We start from the raw sequence: 17,112 nt of genomic DNA on the forward strand, positions 1-17,112 counted from the left end.
CCGTCAGGGGCGTGTGAATTGGAGGGCGTATTCTTGAAATAAAGGAAACACGAAGAGCGCCACATAAACTTTCCTAAATGGCGTCATAACAGAGTAGAATACCAACACAAAAAACAGCCCCCTATAAGCCTAAACGCTTCAGGAAGGCTGTTTATTCTTTCTATGTCTTTTACTTAATCAATGCTGATAATGTTGCACGTTCTTCAGCGTTAAGAGGAATCATTGGTAAACGAACGGAACCAACGTCTAATCCTTTTAATTGCAAAGCGGTTTTAACTGGGCTTGGAGAAGGAGCAGCAAAGAGACCGTTCATAAGTGGTAATAACTGCTGATGAATAACGGCAGCTCTTTGGTGTTGCCCATCAAAAAATGCTGAAATCATTTCCTGCATTTCAGTACCAACAATATGAGATGCCACTGAAACTACTCCGTTACCACCAATAGAAAGAACCGGTAAGGTTAATCCATCATCTCCGCTGTACAGTAAAAAGTCTTGTGGAGTGGAAGCAATGATGGTAGTCATTGCGTCTAGATCTCCACTAGCTTCTTTTACAGCGACGATATTGGAGATTTCTGATAAGCGAATAACCGTTTCAGGTGACAATTTAGCAACTGAGCGCCCTGGAACGTTGTATAACATGACTGGAAGGCTTGTTGATGCAGCAACCGCTTTAAAATGTTGGTACATACCTTCTTGACTTGGTTTGTTGTAATATGGAGTAACAATCATGACGGCATCTACGCCAGCTTTTTCAGTCCTTTTTTGTTAATTCTATGGTTTGGTACGTATTATTACTACCGGTGCCTGCAATAACTGGTACACGACCATTTGCAACTTTTACAACATGTGAGAATAAAGCCAGCTTCTCTTCAGTAGTTAACGTTGGAGATTCTCCTGTTGTACCAGCAACGACTAAAGAATCAGATCCTGATTCGATTAAATAATTCACTAATGTAGTCGTTTTTTCAAAATCAATATTACCTTTTGAATCGAATGGGGTTACCATTGCTGTTGAAACTTTACCAAAATCTATCACAACTCTACACTCCCTTAACACTTATTCAAACAGTCTAATCTTTGTGTAATTCAAATTCATCATGTAAAAGATTCACTGCTTTTGTTACCAACTCTTCTTTCACTAAAACCCAAATAGTCGAATGACTGTCTGCAGATTGTAGTATGCTAATACCTGCTTCAGAAAGGGTCGTAACTATTCTCGATGTTACACCGGGTACTCCGTGAATACCTGCACCTACAACAGATACTTTTGCACACTTTGTTTCTACATTTGCGTCATACCCAAGCGCTTCTAACGATGCCACGGCTTTTTGAACATGATGCTCCGCTACTGTATACATAACTCCTTTTGGAGAAATATTGATAAAGTCTACAGAGATTCCTGCATGTGCCATTGCCTTAAACACATCCGATTGCAAGGAATACTGATCTTCCTTCGCACTGACTTTGATTTGGGCAATATTTGTGACGTGTGCGATACCTGTAATTAATCGTTCAGAGTGAAAACCTTGATCATATTTTTTAGCTTCTGTAATGATCGTACCTTGCTCATTACTGTTCGTATTGCGAATATGAATCGGTACTCCGCCACCCATAGCTATCTCCACTGCTCGTGGATGAATAACTTTGGCACCTTGGTGGGCTAAGTTGCTTACTTCATTATAGGTGACAGTTGTTAACGGTCGAGCCTTCTCTGAAATCCTAGGGTCTGCGGTCATTATGCCTGTAACATCCGTGAAAATTTCAATCATACTTGCATGTAATGCAACCCCTAGTGCAGCGGCAGAGGTATCACTGCCACCTCTTCCGATAGTAGTAACATCGCCATTTGGTGCTGCTCCTTGAAAGCCCGCGACGACGACCACATCATATACCTCTAATTCTTTTAATAAGCGTTCTGTGTTCATATTGATAATTTTTGCATTTGTATGATCTGCATTGGTTTCAAATCCTGCCTGTGACCCATTTAACGAAGTAGAATGAATTCCTTTTTCATTTAGCATATTGGTAAACACAAGACTTGAAATCATCTCACCACATGATAGTAAAGCGTCTTGCTCTCGCTTTGACAATGTAGTATTGGCTCCTCCAATTAAAGAAAGAAGGGTATCTGTAGCGTACGGTTCTCCCATTCTTCCCATAGCTGATACAACAACGACCACTTTATTTCCTTCTTGCTGTGCTCTCTTAATATGGTTGTAAGCCGCTATTCTATTTTCTTCATTTCGTACTGACGTACCCCCAAATTTTTGAACGATGATATTCATGTTTCCACCTCAACTGTCGAACATTTAAATAATGTTCAGCTTAATTAAACTCTCTGCAATCTGAACTGAATTGAAGGCTGCTCCCTTTAACAGATTATCAGATACGACCCACATATGATAGCCACTTCTTTCATCAAGGTCCTGTCGAATTCTTCCGACAAACACTTCATTTTTACCGGCAGCGTAATACGGCATCGGATAAATTTGATTAAATGGGTCATCTTGTAGGATGATTCCATCTGATTCCTTCAATAAACTCTTAATCTCTTCAACGCTTGCACCTTCTTGTTCGACTTCAAAATAAACCGATTCAGAATGTCCCGTTTCAATAGGCAAACGTACACATGTTGCGGCAACTTTCAGTTCTGGAAGATGCATTAATTTTTTTCGTCTCATTTATCATTTTCATTTCTTCATATGTGAATCCATTTTCTTGAAAAACGTCAATCTGTGGGATTGCGTTGTAAGCAATTGGATAATGTTTTCTGCACTTTTAACAGGTAGAACTTTTGCCTCAAGGTCTTTTCCTTCTACACCAGCTTGAGTCTGTTCATATAGTTCATCAATCGCAACCTTTCCTGCTCCTGACACAGCTTGATAGGTGGATACGATAACTTTTTCAGCCCCATTTTTTGTCTAATTGGCTCAAGTGCTACGACCATTTGGATGGTGGAGCAGTTAGGATTAGCAATAATTCCGTTATGTGTATGGAGATCTGCTTCATTTACTTCAGGAACGACTAACGGTACATTTGGATCCATTCTAAATGCACTCGTGTTATCTATAACGATTGCACCTCTATCGGCCGCTTCTTGTGCTAACGCTTTAGAGACACTTCCACCCGCACTAAATAAGGCAATGTCAATTCCCTCGAAGCTTTCTGGTTTTGCCTCTTCTACTTGATAACTTTTTCCTTTAAACTTGATTTCTTTACCTGCAGATCTTGCAGAAGATAAAAGTTTTAATGTATCGATAGGAAATTCTCTTTCCTCAAGTGTTTTTAACATTTGTTGACCCACTGCACCAGTCGCTCCGACTACGGCTACATTATATAGATTTTTCGTCATCATCATATTCCTCCAGTTCCCTAACTATCCTTACATTTTAATATATGATGAGTGGTTTAGAAAGTATTTTTAACGATTATTTAAAACGCGCAGACACGATACGAAGGACGACCAACATAAGGTCGCCCTAGTATTAATCTTTATATCTTTCAACAATAACTGGTTGAAGCTGATGTCCATTAATCGCGGCTTCTACAGTGTCCTGTAGTAGTGACATTCTAGCAACCATAGACTTTGGTTTCTTTTCTGGAGCATCTTGACCAAATGGGATGAAATATATATCCTTTGTAGACATTAGTCTCATTAAATTCGTTCCATTTAAACCAAGGGCATCATTTGTTGAGATTCCTAATACCACAGGACGATGATTTCGTAATGTTGCCTTAGCAGCCATTAAGACAGGCGAATCCGTCATGGCATTCGCTAACTTACTCATTGAGTTCCCCGTTAACGGAGCAACAATCATGCAATCTAGTGGAATTTTAGGTCCTAGTGGTTCTGCCGCCACAATGCTATCTATTACTTTATGACCCGTCACATTTTCGATACGCTTAATCCAATCTTCTCCGTCGCCAAACCTTGTCACCGTATTCTTAACGGTAGACGAAACAATAGGAAGTACTTCAACCCCTAAATTCACTAAGTTTTCAATTTCAGGGAAAACTGCGTCATACGTACAATGAGATCCTGTTAGTCCAAATCCAACTCTTGTATTCTTCCACTCCATATTATTCTGCTCCTTTCTTATCGTGTTGCTGATTAAATAGCAGCTGAGACAATACATTAGCAAGAATCTGTCCTGCCGATTTCGGTGCAACGATTCCAGGTAAGCCTGGGGCTAACAACGCCTTTACCCCTCTCTTTCTGCATACCGGAAATCCGTACCTCCTGGCTTAGATGCAAGGTCGATAATTAACGTGTGTAATGGCATTGAATTAATCACAGGTGCCGTTACAATTTTTGCAGGAATCGTATTAATACAGATATCAACGTTACTCATCTCTTTTTGTAATTCATCAAGAGAAAATGGCTGTAGTCCCATTTCTTGAATTCTCGCTAGATGACTTGTGCTCCTTGCTCCAACCTTAACTTTTGCCCCGAGATGATGGAACGTTCTTGCAACACTCATCCCAACTCTTCCAAGTCCTAAAACGGCACAAGTTGAACCATGAATGGTAAAATCTGTGTTTTGAATCACCATCATGATTGTTCCTTCTACAGTAGGAATACTGTTATATATAGCTACATCATCGCGTTCAAATAATTGAACATGATATCTTTTTGACTCTTCCATGATAGAAGTTAGATATGAATTGGTAATCCCGGAGTATACTACACAATGTTCAGGTGTTTTTTGTAAATACTCTCCAGTAAACACCACTTTTTCATTAGAAAATATGGAATCGACTTCCCCTTCGAGATTGGTTCCAGGAACAGGAAGTATGATAGCGTCTAGTACCGAAAAATCTATTTCCCCAATTTTTCTTTACAGGCACCTGGAAATGCATGATCAAGCTGTTCAAATCCAATCAAGGAGAGCTTTGCATCAAGTTCAGATAGCTTTCTAATAATCTCAAGCTGTCTGGCATCCCCTCCTATGATTGCAATTTGCATTCCTGTCAGCATCAATGTCTTCACCTTCTTTAAAATTCTATTTTTGTGGGCGACATGTGTTACTTCAACATACTATGTGCCTAAATACAGAAGGGTGAATAGAAAAAGCGCATCTCTCGGGGAGATGCGCCTTGATAGTAAATGAAAAGACAGATCAGTTTTCATCGTCTGTAATTTCTAGGATGATCATATCCGCTCCGATGGTGCGAATTCTTGACCAGGGGACTCTTACCTCACTCTTGGACTTTCGAGCAAACATTTTGCCAGAAGGAATAATCAAAGAAGATATCGCTCCCGTTTTATCATTAAACTCTAAGTCTGTTTGGCCAACTATTCCTAAACGTTCTGCTCTTCTAAAATCTACAATTTCTTTTCCACTTAATTCACTTAATCTCATAGTCTCCCCCCCTTTTTTATCCCTTACTATAAATGTATGTACGATCCTCTTTTTTAAAACAGAAAAGCATCCTTTTATAAAGACTCTGTCACAACTCAGTTGATTCCCGCAAGTCTTCTCCATTTTGTTACAATGGTCTGCTGGAAATGTGCTACTATCAACATGATTATTGAACAAAGTGTTTATATAAAAGGATGCTTAAAGTAATTTCATTTCAATTACCTTACACTAGCCGGCAATTTTAATGAATTGCTTGGTGCGATTAATGCAGTTGAATATGGTTGTGAGAAAATATCTGAAGCCACTTGAGCCACTCTTTCTAATGTGACGCCATCTATTTCTTCTACAATCTCATCTAATGAGCGATGTCGTTTTAATAGTAATTCATTTTTACCATTACGGCTCATTCTACTATTTGTACTTTCAAGGCTTAACATAAGATTTCCTTTTAACTGCTCTTTACTATTCATTAATTCTTTTTTTGTTAATGCCTTCATTCGTTAAAGACTGAATCGTCTGTTGAATGGTTTCAAACAGTTGATCTAATTGGTTTGCACCAGTCCCGCCGTACAAGGTGACAAGGCCACTATCCTCATACGAAGAGTGATAAGAGAAGACTGAGTAGGCTAGTCCTCGTTGTTCTCTTACTTCTTGGAAAAGTCTTGAACTCATACTTCCACCTAAAACATTATTTAATATGATTAAATCATAAATATTTTCATGACCAATTTCTAACCCATCGTAGCCGATACACAGATGTCCTTGCTCGGTATCTTTTGATTTAAATAAATGATTCTCATGAAAAACTGGGCGGTTTTCAAGCTGTGGAGCATTGCCTCTTTCAAATGTACCAAACAACTTTTCAACCTCTTGAATAAAGTCTTCATTCACATTACCTGCAATGGAAACAACCACTCGGTCCGGTGTGTAAGTTTCATGCATGTATTGATTTAACGTATCCTGTGAAAATGTTGATAAGGTCTCCTCAGTCCCTAAGATGGGATACCCTAATGGATGGTTTTGATAAATAGCTTTACTTAAGACATCATGAACAATGTCATCAGGTGTATCTTCGTACATTTTAATTTCTTCATACACAACATTCTTTTCTTTTTCTAATTCATCTTTATCAAAAGTTGAATGAAAGAACATATCGCCTAACATATTTAAAGCGTATGAGGCATGATTATCGAGAACCTTCGCATAATAGCATGTGTATTCTTTAGAAGTAAAGGCATTCACTTGCCCACCAATGCTGTCAAAGCCTTCCGCAATATCACGGGCCGTTTTGGTTTTGGTTCCTTTAAAAAACATATGCTCTAGAAAGTGTGAAATACCATTATTCTCTGGTGTTTCATGTTTAGAGCCTGTACCTATCCATACTCCGATTGCGACTGAACGAACAGTAGGGATTTCCTCTAGTACAATTCTTAGTCCATTTTTGCAAGTATATTTCTTTATCAAAATCTGTTCCTCCTGTTCTGACCACTACAAAAATACTTCTATATCTTACTATACCCCAATTGAGAAATTATTTTCTACTCTCTACTATTCTTTCTTCTTTCACTAATTGAGATACAGTACCCAATCGTAAATCTTTATTCTTGATTGAAACAATAACGGTATCTAATGCTTGGGCCGTTGATTTTGTTGGATGCATTAAGATGATGGCACCGGGGTGTAGCTTCGTTTCTACACGACTAATGATAACGCTAGGAGCAGGTTTTTGCCAATCTATCGTATCGACACTCCAAAGAATGGTTCCTAACTTAAGTGTGGCCGCTACATCCACTGTTGTGTCATTGAAGCTTCCACTTGGAGGAGCAAACCATTTCACTCTCTTCCCAATTGTCGCTTCAATCACTTCATTTGTTTTGGTTAACTCTTCAATGGTCTTCTCTTTTGAAGATTTATTTAAATCAGGATGCGAGTAGGAATGATTACCTATTTCATGACCTGCTTCAGCAATCATTTTCGCCATTTCAGGATTTTCTTTGACCCATCTTCCTTCTAAGAAAAACGTAGCATATACTTTATGCTTCTCAAGAGATTCAAGCATATCGGGAATATATTCATTTCCCCATGCAACATTAATCGTTAAGCTAACCATAGGCTTATCTGGATGACCTTTATAGATAGGCGCAGGAGATAGGTCCGTTAAATGTACAGAGGGTGATACTTGCTCGTACACTAACAACTCCTCTTTAAATTCTCCTACTTCTTTCATATTATCATAGGAAGATTGTATGTCTATTTTCAAGCCATTGTACCCAGGAACCGTCTTCCAAACGGGATCTATTTTAGCATCTGCTGCAGGAACCTCGAACTCTTTTGATTTTTCTTCTATTTCTTGTAATAGAGTCTGTTGAGTTGCTACTGGAAATGCAACAGATTTTAGTTGAAACATATACGTCGTCACAAATGGATTTTTTAATTAAAAAAAACGCAATAATAGCAAGACTAGTAAAGACAAGACCTTTTTTCATCACAACCCCTCCCTCCTTCAAAACTATGAAATCGAGGGACAAGTTAGAACTAGTACTACATGAGAAATGAAAAACAAAAAAAACAGCAAATATGCTGTTTTTTAGAGGAGTTATTCAGTTGCTCCTTGTTCTTTTTCTTTTTGCTCTTTTAAAACTGCCTTACGAGAAAGATTCACTCTTCCTTGACGATCAATTTCTGTCACTTTGACAAGAAGTTCATCACCAAGTTTTACTACATCTTCAACTTTCCCAACACGTTCTTCAGCAAGCTCAGAAATATGAACAAGACCATCTTTACCTTCAAAGATTTCAACAAATGCACCGAATTTTTCAATTCGCTTAACCTTACCTAAGTACATTTGCCCTACTTCAACTTCTCGGACAATATCTTCAATCATTTTCTTCGCTTTTTTGTTCATCTCTTCATCAGCAGAAGCAATAAAGACAGAACCATCTTGTTCGATATCTACCTTTACTCCAGTCTCGTCAATGATCTTATTAATCATTTTTCCACTTGGTCCAATAACATCACGAATCTTGTCTGGATTAATGGACATCGTTAAGATTTTCGGTGCATATTTAGATAACGTAGTACGTGCTTCTGGAAGTGTCGCAATCATGCTTTCTAAAATATGCATACGCCCTGTTTTAGCCTGTTGAAGTGCTTCTTCTAATATTTCACGACTAAGTCCATCAATTTTAATATCCATTTGAAGAGCAGTGACACCAGCAGCAGTACCCGCTACTTTAAAGTCCATATCACCTAAATGATCTTCCATCCCTTGAATATCTGAAAGTATTGTGTAGTGTTCTCCAGATTTAACTAGTCCCATAGCAATACCTGCGACTGGCGCTTTAATAGGTACACCAGCATCCATTAAGGCTAATGTACTCGCACAAATACTTGCTTGAGAAGTAGAACCATTAGATTCTAATACTTCAGACACTAAACGCATCGTATAAGGGAAATCTTTTTCATTTGGAATAACAGGTTCTAATGCACGCTCTCCAAGAGCACCATGTCCAATTTCACGACGTCCTGGTCCACGCGAAGGGCGTGTTTCACCTACTGAAAAGCTAGGGAAGTTATAGTGATGCATAAAGCGTTTTGATTCTTCAATTCCTAAACCATCTAAGATTTGAACATCACCAAGTGCACCTAATGTACAAATACTAAACGCTTGAGTCTGTCCACGCGTGAATAATCCAGAACCATGTGTTCTTGGTAGCAATCCAACGCTTGATGAAAGCGGACGAATTTCGTCTTCTTTACGGCCATCAGGACGTATTTTTTCTTCTGTAATAAGACGACGAACTTCACCTTTTACCATCTTATCTAAAATTTGTCCAACCTCTTTAAGAATCTCATCAGTTGCCTCTTTTCTTCGTAATGAGACATTACGTTTGCCTTGACGCTAGAGATCGCTTCTTGGCGGGCATGCTTTTCAACCGTTTGGATAGCAGCCACCATTTCGGTTTCGCATAAAGAGCGGACATCAGCTTCTAAATCTTGATCTAATTCAAATAATTGAACGGCAAATTTCTCTTTACCTACCGCAGCAACAATTTCTTCTTGGAAAGAAATAAGACGCTTAATTTCTTCATGACCAAACATGATGGCTTCTAACATCGTTTCCTCTGGAACTTCGTCTGCTCCAGCCTCTACCATGTTAATCGCATCTTTCGTACCTGCAACGATAAGATTCATTTTACTGTCTTCCATCTGACTAACAGTTGGATTAATTAAAAATTTGTCATCAATCATTCCTACGACAACACCAGCGATTGGACCGTCAAACGGTACATCAGAAATCGATAATGCCAGTGAAGATCCAAACATAGCTGCCATTTCAGTTGAATTATCTTGATCAACACTCATAACCATACTTACTACTTGCACTTCATTACGGAATCCATCTGGGAATAGAGGACGTAATGGGCGGTCGATTAAACGAGAAGCTAAAACAGCTCGCTCACTTGGACGACCCTCACGTTTAATAAATCCACCAGGAATCTTCCCCACAGCATATAATCTTTCTTCATAATTGACCGTCAATGGGAAAAAATCGACTTGCTTTGCTTCTTTAGAAGCTGTTGCAGTACTTAGTACAACTGAATCACCGTAGCGAACTAATGCTGCTCCGTTCGCTTGTTTAGCTAACTCTCCAACTTCAACAGAAAGTTCACGTCCAGCCCAATCTATTGAAAATATTTTCTTTTCTTGATCCATATATGTACTCCTCTCTAACTTCTTACAAATTTTATAACAAAAGTATCCTTATATACTTCTATACTAACATGCACGAAAAATAAACGCACTTGTCGAACTTACTTTTTTAGTATGTATCAATAGTGTAATCAATATTGCCTAATTCTTATACATAGAAATAAGAAAAGTATCACTACCAATGCTTAAAAAAAAGACGGGAACGTGTCCCGCTTTCTTTAAGAATTATCGACGTAAACCAAGCTTGTTGATTAGATCGCGATAACGTTGTACATCATTGTTACGTAGGTAATTAAGTAGGTTACGACGGTGTCCTACCATCTTTAAAAGTCCACGACGAGAGTGGTGGTCTTTTTGTGTGTACGTAAGTGTTCGTTTAAGCTATTGATTTCCTCAGTTAGGATAGCGATTTGAACTTCTGGAGAACCAGTGTCTCCTTCGTGAGTTCTATATTCGTTAATCAGTTGAGTTTTACGTTCTTTTGTGATTGCCATCCTTTTCACCTCCTAATATAGATATCCCCAATTCCCTAGCTTTCGTCGGTGAGTCGAAAAGCCAAGCAATGGTTCTAAATGTTACCTTTAATACTATACTATTATTTTATATTGATTTCAAGTCATTAAGGAGAATTTCTAAAAAACTCCATCGCCATTTCTTTGTCCTGCTGAATTTGTTCTATTAATTGGTCAATACCATTAAATTTCTTTTCACTACGTATCCGCTGATACCACCTGAGAATAATTTCTTCCCCGTATATAGACCGTTTAAAATTAAAAATATGTACTTCAATACTTAAATCTCTTTCTTCAGGATTATGAAAGGTAGGTTTGTATCCTACATTGCATACTCCTTCATGCCATTCATTTTGCACATACAATTGAACTGTATACACACCAGTAGGAGGAAGTAAATAATCATCTGATATTTCAATATTAGCCGTTGGAAACCCAATTTTCTTCCTCGTTTTTCACCGTGTACAACAGTACCTCTAGTTTCAAACGGTCTGCCAAGTAGAAGTTGAACCTTATCCATTTGTCCAGACTGTATCGATTCTCTTAACAGTGTGGAACTTACTTTCACATCTTCCATACTTAATTTCGTTACAGTGGTCTGTGAAAACATTTCTCGAGAATGAAATGGTAAGGTTTCCATTGTACCTTTACCTAACTTTCCATAAGAAAAATCGAACCCGGCCACTACATGCTTTACATTAAAATCAATAATATATTGATCAACAAATTCTTGAGGAAGTAAACTAGCAAAGTCGGATGTAAAACGAACAACGAATAAATAATCAACACCCATATTGTCTAAAATGGTTTCTTTGTCCTTTAGCGGGGTAATGTAATGAACATGTTTGTGCTCCTTACCAAGTACTACACTTGGATGAGGGTCAAATGTCATAACAGCCTTTTTTAAGCCATTTTTTTCACCATACTCTATTGCGGTTTGGATAACCTTCTGATGACCTTTATGCACTCCATCAAAGTAGCCTAATGCCATAACTAGGGGTGGAAATTCACTTTGAGTGAATTCATGCGGATGATGGACAGAGATTTTTTTCATCTTCTCACCTAATTTCTACTCATTCATAATAACCTTTACTGGTTTGACCATACCTTCTTTAGAAGGATGAGGCTGGTATATTGCAAGCATTTGTCCTTGATAGACCATTACAACCTTTTCGTTCATAGGAAAATCCTTTGGTGAAAGAAAAACTCCACCATTTTTCACTTTCTCTGCTAATGTATCATTTAATTGAAATTGGGGCAAATAAGAAATTCCATGCTCTAGTGGATATAAACAATCTTCAAGTAGCCCAAGCTCCACCTTTTCTTGGAGCTCGTTTAATGTTACGCAATTGTCTTTTGTAAAGGTAGCCGACTGTGTACGAACCAAATAAGACATATGTGCAGGGAATCCAAGACGCTCGCCAATTTGAACAGCTAGGGTTCTAATATATGTACCTTTACTACATTTCACTTTAAATTTAAAACTCGTTACATTTGATTTATCAACTATCGAATCTTCTTGTAATTCAATGGAATAAATCTTGACTCTTCTAGTGGGACGTTCTACTTCGATACCTGCTCTTGCGTATTCATACAATTTTTTTCCATTCACCTTAACAGCAGAGTACATAGGAGGAGTTTGCTCAATATCTCCTTCTAAGCTCTTTAGTACCTTCAATACTTTTGGTACATTTACGCCCTCAACAGAGTCTACACTCTCAATCACTTCTCCAGATGCATCCTCTGTTGTGGTAGAAGTGCCTAATGTTACTTCCCCAACATACTCTTTTCCTGCATCTGTTATATATTCAGCGATTTTCGTAGCTCTTCCAAGACAAATAGGTAGTACCCCTTCCACATCTGGGTCTAGCGTACCTGTATGTCCTACCTTCTTCATACGAAGAATTTTTCTAACTTTGAAAACACAATCATGACTTGTCATGCCTTTTTCTTTCCATAATGGAAGAATTCCGTTCACCTTAACTCCTCCTGTATTCAGTGATTTAGTTGAAAGAAAAGAAAATGGATAGGCAGAGCCTATCCATTTGATTATTCCTCAGATTTTTCGTCTTCTTTAATATCACGAATAATCGATTCAATCCGATTTCCGTATTGAATGGACTCATCAAATTCAAAAAGAAGCTCAGGTGTTTTTCTTAGACGAATTCTACTTCCGATTTCAGAACGAATAAACCCTTTAGCTTTAGAAAGCCCTTTTAATGTGTCTTCTCGCTTAGAATCATCTAATACCGTAATGTAAACCTTTGCTTGCTGAAGATCTCCAGTGACTTGTACATCCGTCACAGTCACAAACCCAATGCGTGGGTCTTTAATTTTACGACTAATAATATCTCCAAGCTCTTTTTTCATTTGTTCGCCAATTCGATTAGAACGTAAGCTCATGTATTTATTCACCTCTTTTAGTTACAACCATTCATACACAATGTCTGTTCTCTCCCACTCTGGAAACGAATCAAGAAAGGTTACGCACCTTTCTAATTCTTTTTCACAGGCAAGTTTTGAAGAAGCAACGGTTACAATGGCAATTCGGGTTCGCTGCCACATATCTTGGTGGTCAATTTCAGCTACTGAAACATTTCGCTTTTGTTTTAACCTAGTTAAGACTTTTTGTAGCACACTGCGTTTTTCTTTTAATGAGTGGACATGAGGGATGAAGAACTCACATTCCAAAGACCCGATCATGTACGTTTGATTTCTTCCATTACGTACGCTTCAATAACGTCTCCTTCTTTCACATCATTGAAGTTTTTGATCGTAATACCGCACTCATAACCACGAGCCACTTCTTTCGCTTCATCTTTGAAACGTTTAAGAGAGTCTATTTCTCCTTCAAATACAACAATACCATCACGGATTATACGAACTCCGGAGTCTCTTGTTATTTTTCCATCTGTTACATAGCATCCTGCAATTGTTCCAACTTTAGACACTTTGAACGTTTGACGAACTTCAACCTGACCAATTACTTTTTCTTCAAATTCAGGGTCTAGTAAGCCTTTCATCGCACTTTCAATTTCTTCTATTACTTTATAAATAATACGGTGTAAACGGACATCTACACCTTCTGCATCCGCAGCTCTCTTAGCATTTACATCAGGTCGAACATTAAAACCAATGACAATGGCATTTGATGCTGCAGCTAGTGTAATATCCGATTCATTAATGGCTCCAACACCGGTATGAATGATTTTAATTTTAACGCCTTCTACATCGATCTTATACAATGCAGCTGCTAAAGCTTCTGCTGAACCTTGAACATCGGCTTTTAACACGATATTCAAATCTTTCATTTCCCCTAGTTTTAATTGATCAAACAATGTGTCTAGGCTAACTTTATTATTTTCATTACGTTGTTCAATAATCGCTTGTTGCTGACGCGCTTCTCCGATAGAACGAGCCGTTTTCTCATCTGGAAGAACGACAAACCGATCTCCTGCTTGAGGCACATCGTTTAACCCAGTGATTTCAACTGGAGTAGACGGAAGAGCCACTTTTACTCGACGACCTAAATCATTAACCATCGCTCTAACTCGTCCAAATGTGTTCCCTACAACGATTGGATCTCCTACATTTAATGTACCATTTTGTACAAGTAAACGAGCAACAGATCCTCGTCCTTTATCAAGTTCTGCTTCTATTACCGTTCCCATTGCATTGCGTTCCGGATTAGCTTTGTATTCTTCTACCTCAGAAACAAGCAAAATCATCTCTAGAAGATTGTCGATTCCGTCTCCTGATAAAGCAGATAACTTAACGAAGATCGTATCTCCACCCCAGTCCTCTGACACAATACCGTGTTCCGTTAACTCTTGCATAACACGATCAGGGTTAGCGGTTGGCTTATCCATTTTATTTACAGCAATAATAATTGGAACTTCTGCTGCTTTAGCATGATTAATGGCTTCAACCGTTTGAGGCATAACACCGTCATCCGCTGCCACAACGATAATGGCAATATCCGTTACTTTAGCACCACGTGCACGCATAGTAGTAAAAGCTGCGTGACCTGGTGTATCTAGGAATGTAATCTTTTACCATTTTCCTCAACCTGATAAGCACCAATATGCTGAGTGATTCCACCAGCTTCTCCTGCGGTTACTTTTGTGTTACGAATAGAATCTAATAACGTTGTTTTACCATGGTCAACGTGACCCATTATGGTTACAACAGGAGGACGTTCTGATAGATTATCATCTCCGTCTTCAGTGAAATACGTTTCTAAATCCGTAGTATCTATCACAATTTCTTCTTCTACTTCTACACCATAATCAGCACAGATTAATTCAATTGCATCTTTATCAAGTGATTGATTAATCGTTGCCATCGTACCTAGTAAGAATAATTTTTTCACAATTTCAGAAGGATCTCTGTGTAACTTCTTACCAAGTTCAGCGACTGTTAAAGAGTCTACAAACGTAATTTTTTCTGGTAGCTCTTTTACTTTTCTTGGGGCTTGTGGTTGAGGCTGAGTACGTTTTTGGTTCGTATTTCTCCCGCCGTTACGTTTATTATTTCTCGGGCCGCTTGGCTTTTTATTGTTATCACGTGTTTTTCCAGCCGTGTTTTTACTTGCTGGCTTATTGTTTGTTGTAGAGGCTTTTGATTCATTATTACCTTTAGATGCAAACGTTTGATCTAGTTTTGGTAATGAATTATCCTCAATCGTTGCCATATGGTTGGAAACTTCTATATTCATCTCTTTTAATTTATCTATTACAGCTTTACTTGAAACATTATGTTTTTTAGCGTATTCATATACTCTAATTTTACTCATTCCTTCACCCCCGTTAAGATTAAGCGAGTAATTGCAACAACTTGTTTGCAAAACCCGTGTCAAGAACCGCCACGACTACTCGTGCATCTTTCCCAATTGCATTTCCTAGCAATTCACGGTTATCGACTAGTTTCAAGGGGACTTTATAGTACTCACACTTATCTTGTATCTTCTTTGCTGTATTACTAGAAGCGTCTTTTGAAAGAAGTACAAGCTTAGCTTTTTGAGTACGAATGTCCTTTACAACAAGCTCTTCCCCTGAAATGGTCTTTCTTGCTCTATGTGCTAAACCTAGAAGTGACACCCATTTAAGTTGATCCAAATTAATCTTTCTCCTCTTCTACAAGGATGGCTAATTCTTCATAAATTGAATCAGGTATTTTCACATCTAGGTGATTGGCTAAGCTTATTTTTTTTTCTTAGCAAGTAGTATGGCTTCTTTTTGTTTTGAAAGGTATGCTCCACGACCCGATTTTTTCCCAGTCGTATCAATGGACACTTCCCCTTCTTTAGAACGAACAACTCGTATGAGCTCCTTTTTGGGCATCATTTCACCAGTCGCTACGCATTTTCTTAGAGGTATCTTTTTATTACTAGCCATCATATCACCTCTTATTAAAGTTCATCGGTCTCATCATTGAAGAAGGAATCTAAACTCCCTGTCTCTTCACTCGGATAAATTCCTAGTTCTCTAGCATCTGTCTCACTTTTAATGTCAATTTTCCAATTGGTTAATTTGGCAGCTAACCTAGCGTTTTGACCGCGCTTGCCAATAGCTAGGGATAGTTGATAGTCAGGTACAATGACAGTTGTCGCTTTATTGTCTTCATCTACTTGAACTTCAAGTACTTTAGCTGGACTTAAAGCATTTGCAACAAATTCAACAGGATCCTCAGACCATTCAACAATATCAATTTTTCACCTTTTAATTCATTAACAATAGCTTGAACTCGAGTGCCCTTTGAACCAACACAAGCACCTACTGGATCTACTTCGGGATTTTCTGCATGCACAGAAATCTTGGAACGATCTCCAGCTTCACGTGAAACAGATTTAATTTCTACCGTTCCATCAAAGATTTCTGGCACTTCAATTTCAAACAGTCTTTTTAGTAACCCTGGATGTGTGCGGGATACAAAAATTTGAGGACCTTTTGTTGTCTTTTCTACTTTCGTTAAGAACACTTTTATGCGGTCATGTGGCTTATAGCTTTCATTTGGCATCTGTTCAGATATAGGTAAAAGCGCTTCAATTTTCCCTAAAGCGACGTAGATGTAACGATTATCAAGACGTTGAACAATTCCAGTCATGATGTCTTCTTCTCGATCAATGAACTCAGAATAAATAATTCCGCGTTCCGCTTCACGCACACGTTGTGTTACGACTTGTTTTGCAGTTTGGGCAGCAATACGACCAAAGTCCTTTGGTGTTACCTCCAGCTCAACAATGTCACCCACCTCATATCCAGGGTGAATTTGCTTGGCATCTTCAATGGAAATTTCAAGGCGAGGATCAAAAACTTGATCGACAATTTCCTTTCGCGCAAACACACGAATGGTGCCGTTCTCTTGATGTAGGTCAACTCGTACATTTTGCGCTTGATTAAAATTACGTTTATAAGCAGAAACAAGTGCTGCTTCAATTGCATCGATTAAAATGTCACGAGCAATCCCTTTTTCTTTTTCTAAATAGTCTAACGCATCTAATAATTCAGTACTCATCAGGATC

At 38.3% G+C, this 17,112-nt stretch carries 8 protein-coding genes and 10 pseudogenes; all 18 read right to left on the reverse strand.

Annotated features, from left to right (window positions below):
* Positions 1-169: 169 nt before the first annotated feature.
* A pseudogene (dapA, locus tag M44_RS21370) lies at positions 170-1,007 on the reverse strand (4-hydroxy-tetrahydrodipicolinate synthase).
* Positions 1,008-1,071: 64 nt separating this feature from the next.
* Positions 1,072-2,286 carry an aspartate kinase gene (dapG, locus tag M44_RS07630; RefSeq protein ID WP_010172514.1) on the reverse strand — a complete coding sequence of 405 codons (1,215 nt, stop codon included), beginning with the start codon at positions 2,284-2,286 and terminating at the stop codon, positions 1,072-1,074.
* A 24-nt stretch (positions 2,287-2,310) separates the two neighbouring features.
* Positions 2,311-3,353, reverse strand: a pseudogene (gene asd / locus M44_RS21375) (aspartate-semialdehyde dehydrogenase).
* A 133-nt stretch (positions 3,354-3,486) separates the two neighbouring features.
* A complete protein-coding gene (gene dpaB / locus M44_RS07640; RefSeq protein ID WP_010172516.1) occupies positions 3,487-4,080 on the reverse strand; it encodes a dipicolinate synthase subunit B in 594 nt (197 codons plus the stop codon).
* A gap of 1 nt (position 4,081) precedes the next feature.
* Positions 4,082-4,979: pseudogene (gene dpaA, locus M44_RS26065) on the reverse strand (dipicolinic acid synthetase subunit A).
* Positions 4,980-5,121: 142 nt separating this feature from the next.
* The gene (locus M44_RS07660) at positions 5,122-5,364 is read right to left on the reverse strand and encodes a YlmC/YmxH family sporulation protein (RefSeq protein ID WP_010172520.1); all 243 of its coding nucleotides are present in this window, start codon (positions 5,362-5,364) and stop codon (positions 5,122-5,124) included.
* Between the two features lie 218 nt (positions 5,365-5,582).
* Positions 5,583-6,828: pseudogene (locus tag M44_RS21380) on the reverse strand (M16 family metallopeptidase).
* Positions 6,829-6,895: 67 nt separating this feature from the next.
* On the reverse strand, positions 6,896-7,771 hold the full coding sequence (locus M44_RS21385) for a polysaccharide deacetylase family protein (protein ID WP_010172521.1): 876 nt from the start codon (positions 7,769-7,771) through the stop codon (positions 6,896-6,898).
* 189 nt (positions 7,772-7,960) lie between these two features.
* Positions 7,961-10,080: pseudogene (pnp, locus tag M44_RS21390) on the reverse strand (polyribonucleotide nucleotidyltransferase).
* 222 nt (positions 10,081-10,302) lie between these two features.
* Positions 10,303-10,571, reverse strand: a pseudogene (rpsO, locus tag M44_RS07680) (30S ribosomal protein S15).
* 125 nt (positions 10,572-10,696) lie between these two features.
* Positions 10,697-11,643, reverse strand: a pseudogene (gene ribF / locus M44_RS21395) (bifunctional riboflavin kinase/FAD synthetase).
* 15 nt (positions 11,644-11,658) lie between these two features.
* Positions 11,659-12,567: a tRNA pseudouridine(55) synthase TruB gene (gene truB / locus M44_RS07690; protein WP_010172523.1), complete on the reverse strand. Its 909-nt coding sequence runs from the start codon at positions 12,565-12,567 to the stop codon at positions 11,659-11,661.
* Positions 12,568-12,638: 71 nt separating this feature from the next.
* On the reverse strand, positions 12,639-12,992 hold the full coding sequence (gene rbfA, locus M44_RS07695; RefSeq protein ID WP_010172524.1) for a 30S ribosome-binding factor RbfA: 354 nt from the start codon (positions 12,990-12,992) through the stop codon (positions 12,639-12,641).
* Between the two features lie 21 nt (positions 12,993-13,013).
* Positions 13,014-13,292 carry a DUF503 domain-containing protein gene (locus M44_RS07700; RefSeq protein WP_010172525.1) on the reverse strand — a complete coding sequence of 93 codons (279 nt, stop codon included), beginning with the start codon at positions 13,290-13,292 and terminating at the stop codon, positions 13,014-13,016.
* Positions 13,289-15,384: pseudogene (gene infB, locus M44_RS21400) on the reverse strand (translation initiation factor IF-2). Before infB ends, M44_RS07700 begins: the two are co-directional and overlap by 4 nt.
* Positions 15,385-15,403: 19 nt before the next feature.
* Positions 15,404-15,706: a YlxQ family RNA-binding protein gene (locus M44_RS07710; protein ID WP_010172526.1), complete on the reverse strand. Its 303-nt coding sequence runs from the start codon at positions 15,704-15,706 to the stop codon at positions 15,404-15,406.
* A gap of 1 nt (position 15,707) precedes the next feature.
* Positions 15,708-15,985: pseudogene (gene rnpM, locus M44_RS21405) on the reverse strand (RNase P modulator RnpM).
* A gap of 14 nt (positions 15,986-15,999) precedes the next feature.
* A pseudogene (gene nusA / locus M44_RS21410) lies at positions 16,000-17,105 on the reverse strand (transcription termination factor NusA).
* Positions 17,106-17,112 lie beyond the last annotated feature (7 nt).

This window comes from Bacillus coahuilensis m4-4, from assembly GCF_000171615.1.
Taxonomy (GTDB): Bacteria; Bacillota; Bacilli; order Bacillales; family Bacillaceae_K; genus Bacillus_T; species Bacillus_T coahuilensis.

Excerpts from the sequence above, each read along its gene's own strand:
- dapG (WP_010172514.1), bottom strand. The coding sequence starts at position 2,286 with ATGAATATCATCGTTCAAAAATTTGGGGGTACGTCAGTACGAAATGAA.
- M44_RS07700 (WP_010172525.1), bottom strand. The coding sequence starts at position 13,292 with ATGATCGGGTCTTTGGAATGTGAGTTCTTCATCCCTCATGTCCACTCA.
- dpaB (WP_010172516.1), bottom strand. The coding sequence starts at position 4,080 with ATGGAGTGGAAGAATACAAGAGTTGGATTTGGACTAACAGGATCTCAT.
- rbfA (WP_010172524.1), bottom strand. The coding sequence starts at position 12,992 with ATGAGCTTACGTTCTAATCGAATTGGCGAACAAATGAAAAAAGAGCTT.
- M44_RS07660 (WP_010172520.1), bottom strand. The coding sequence starts at position 5,364 with ATGAGATTAAGTGAATTAAGTGGAAAAGAAATTGTAGATTTTAGAAGA.
- M44_RS21385 (WP_010172521.1), bottom strand. The coding sequence starts at position 7,771 with ATGTTTCAACTAAAATCTGTTGCATTTCCAGTAGCAACTCAACAGACT.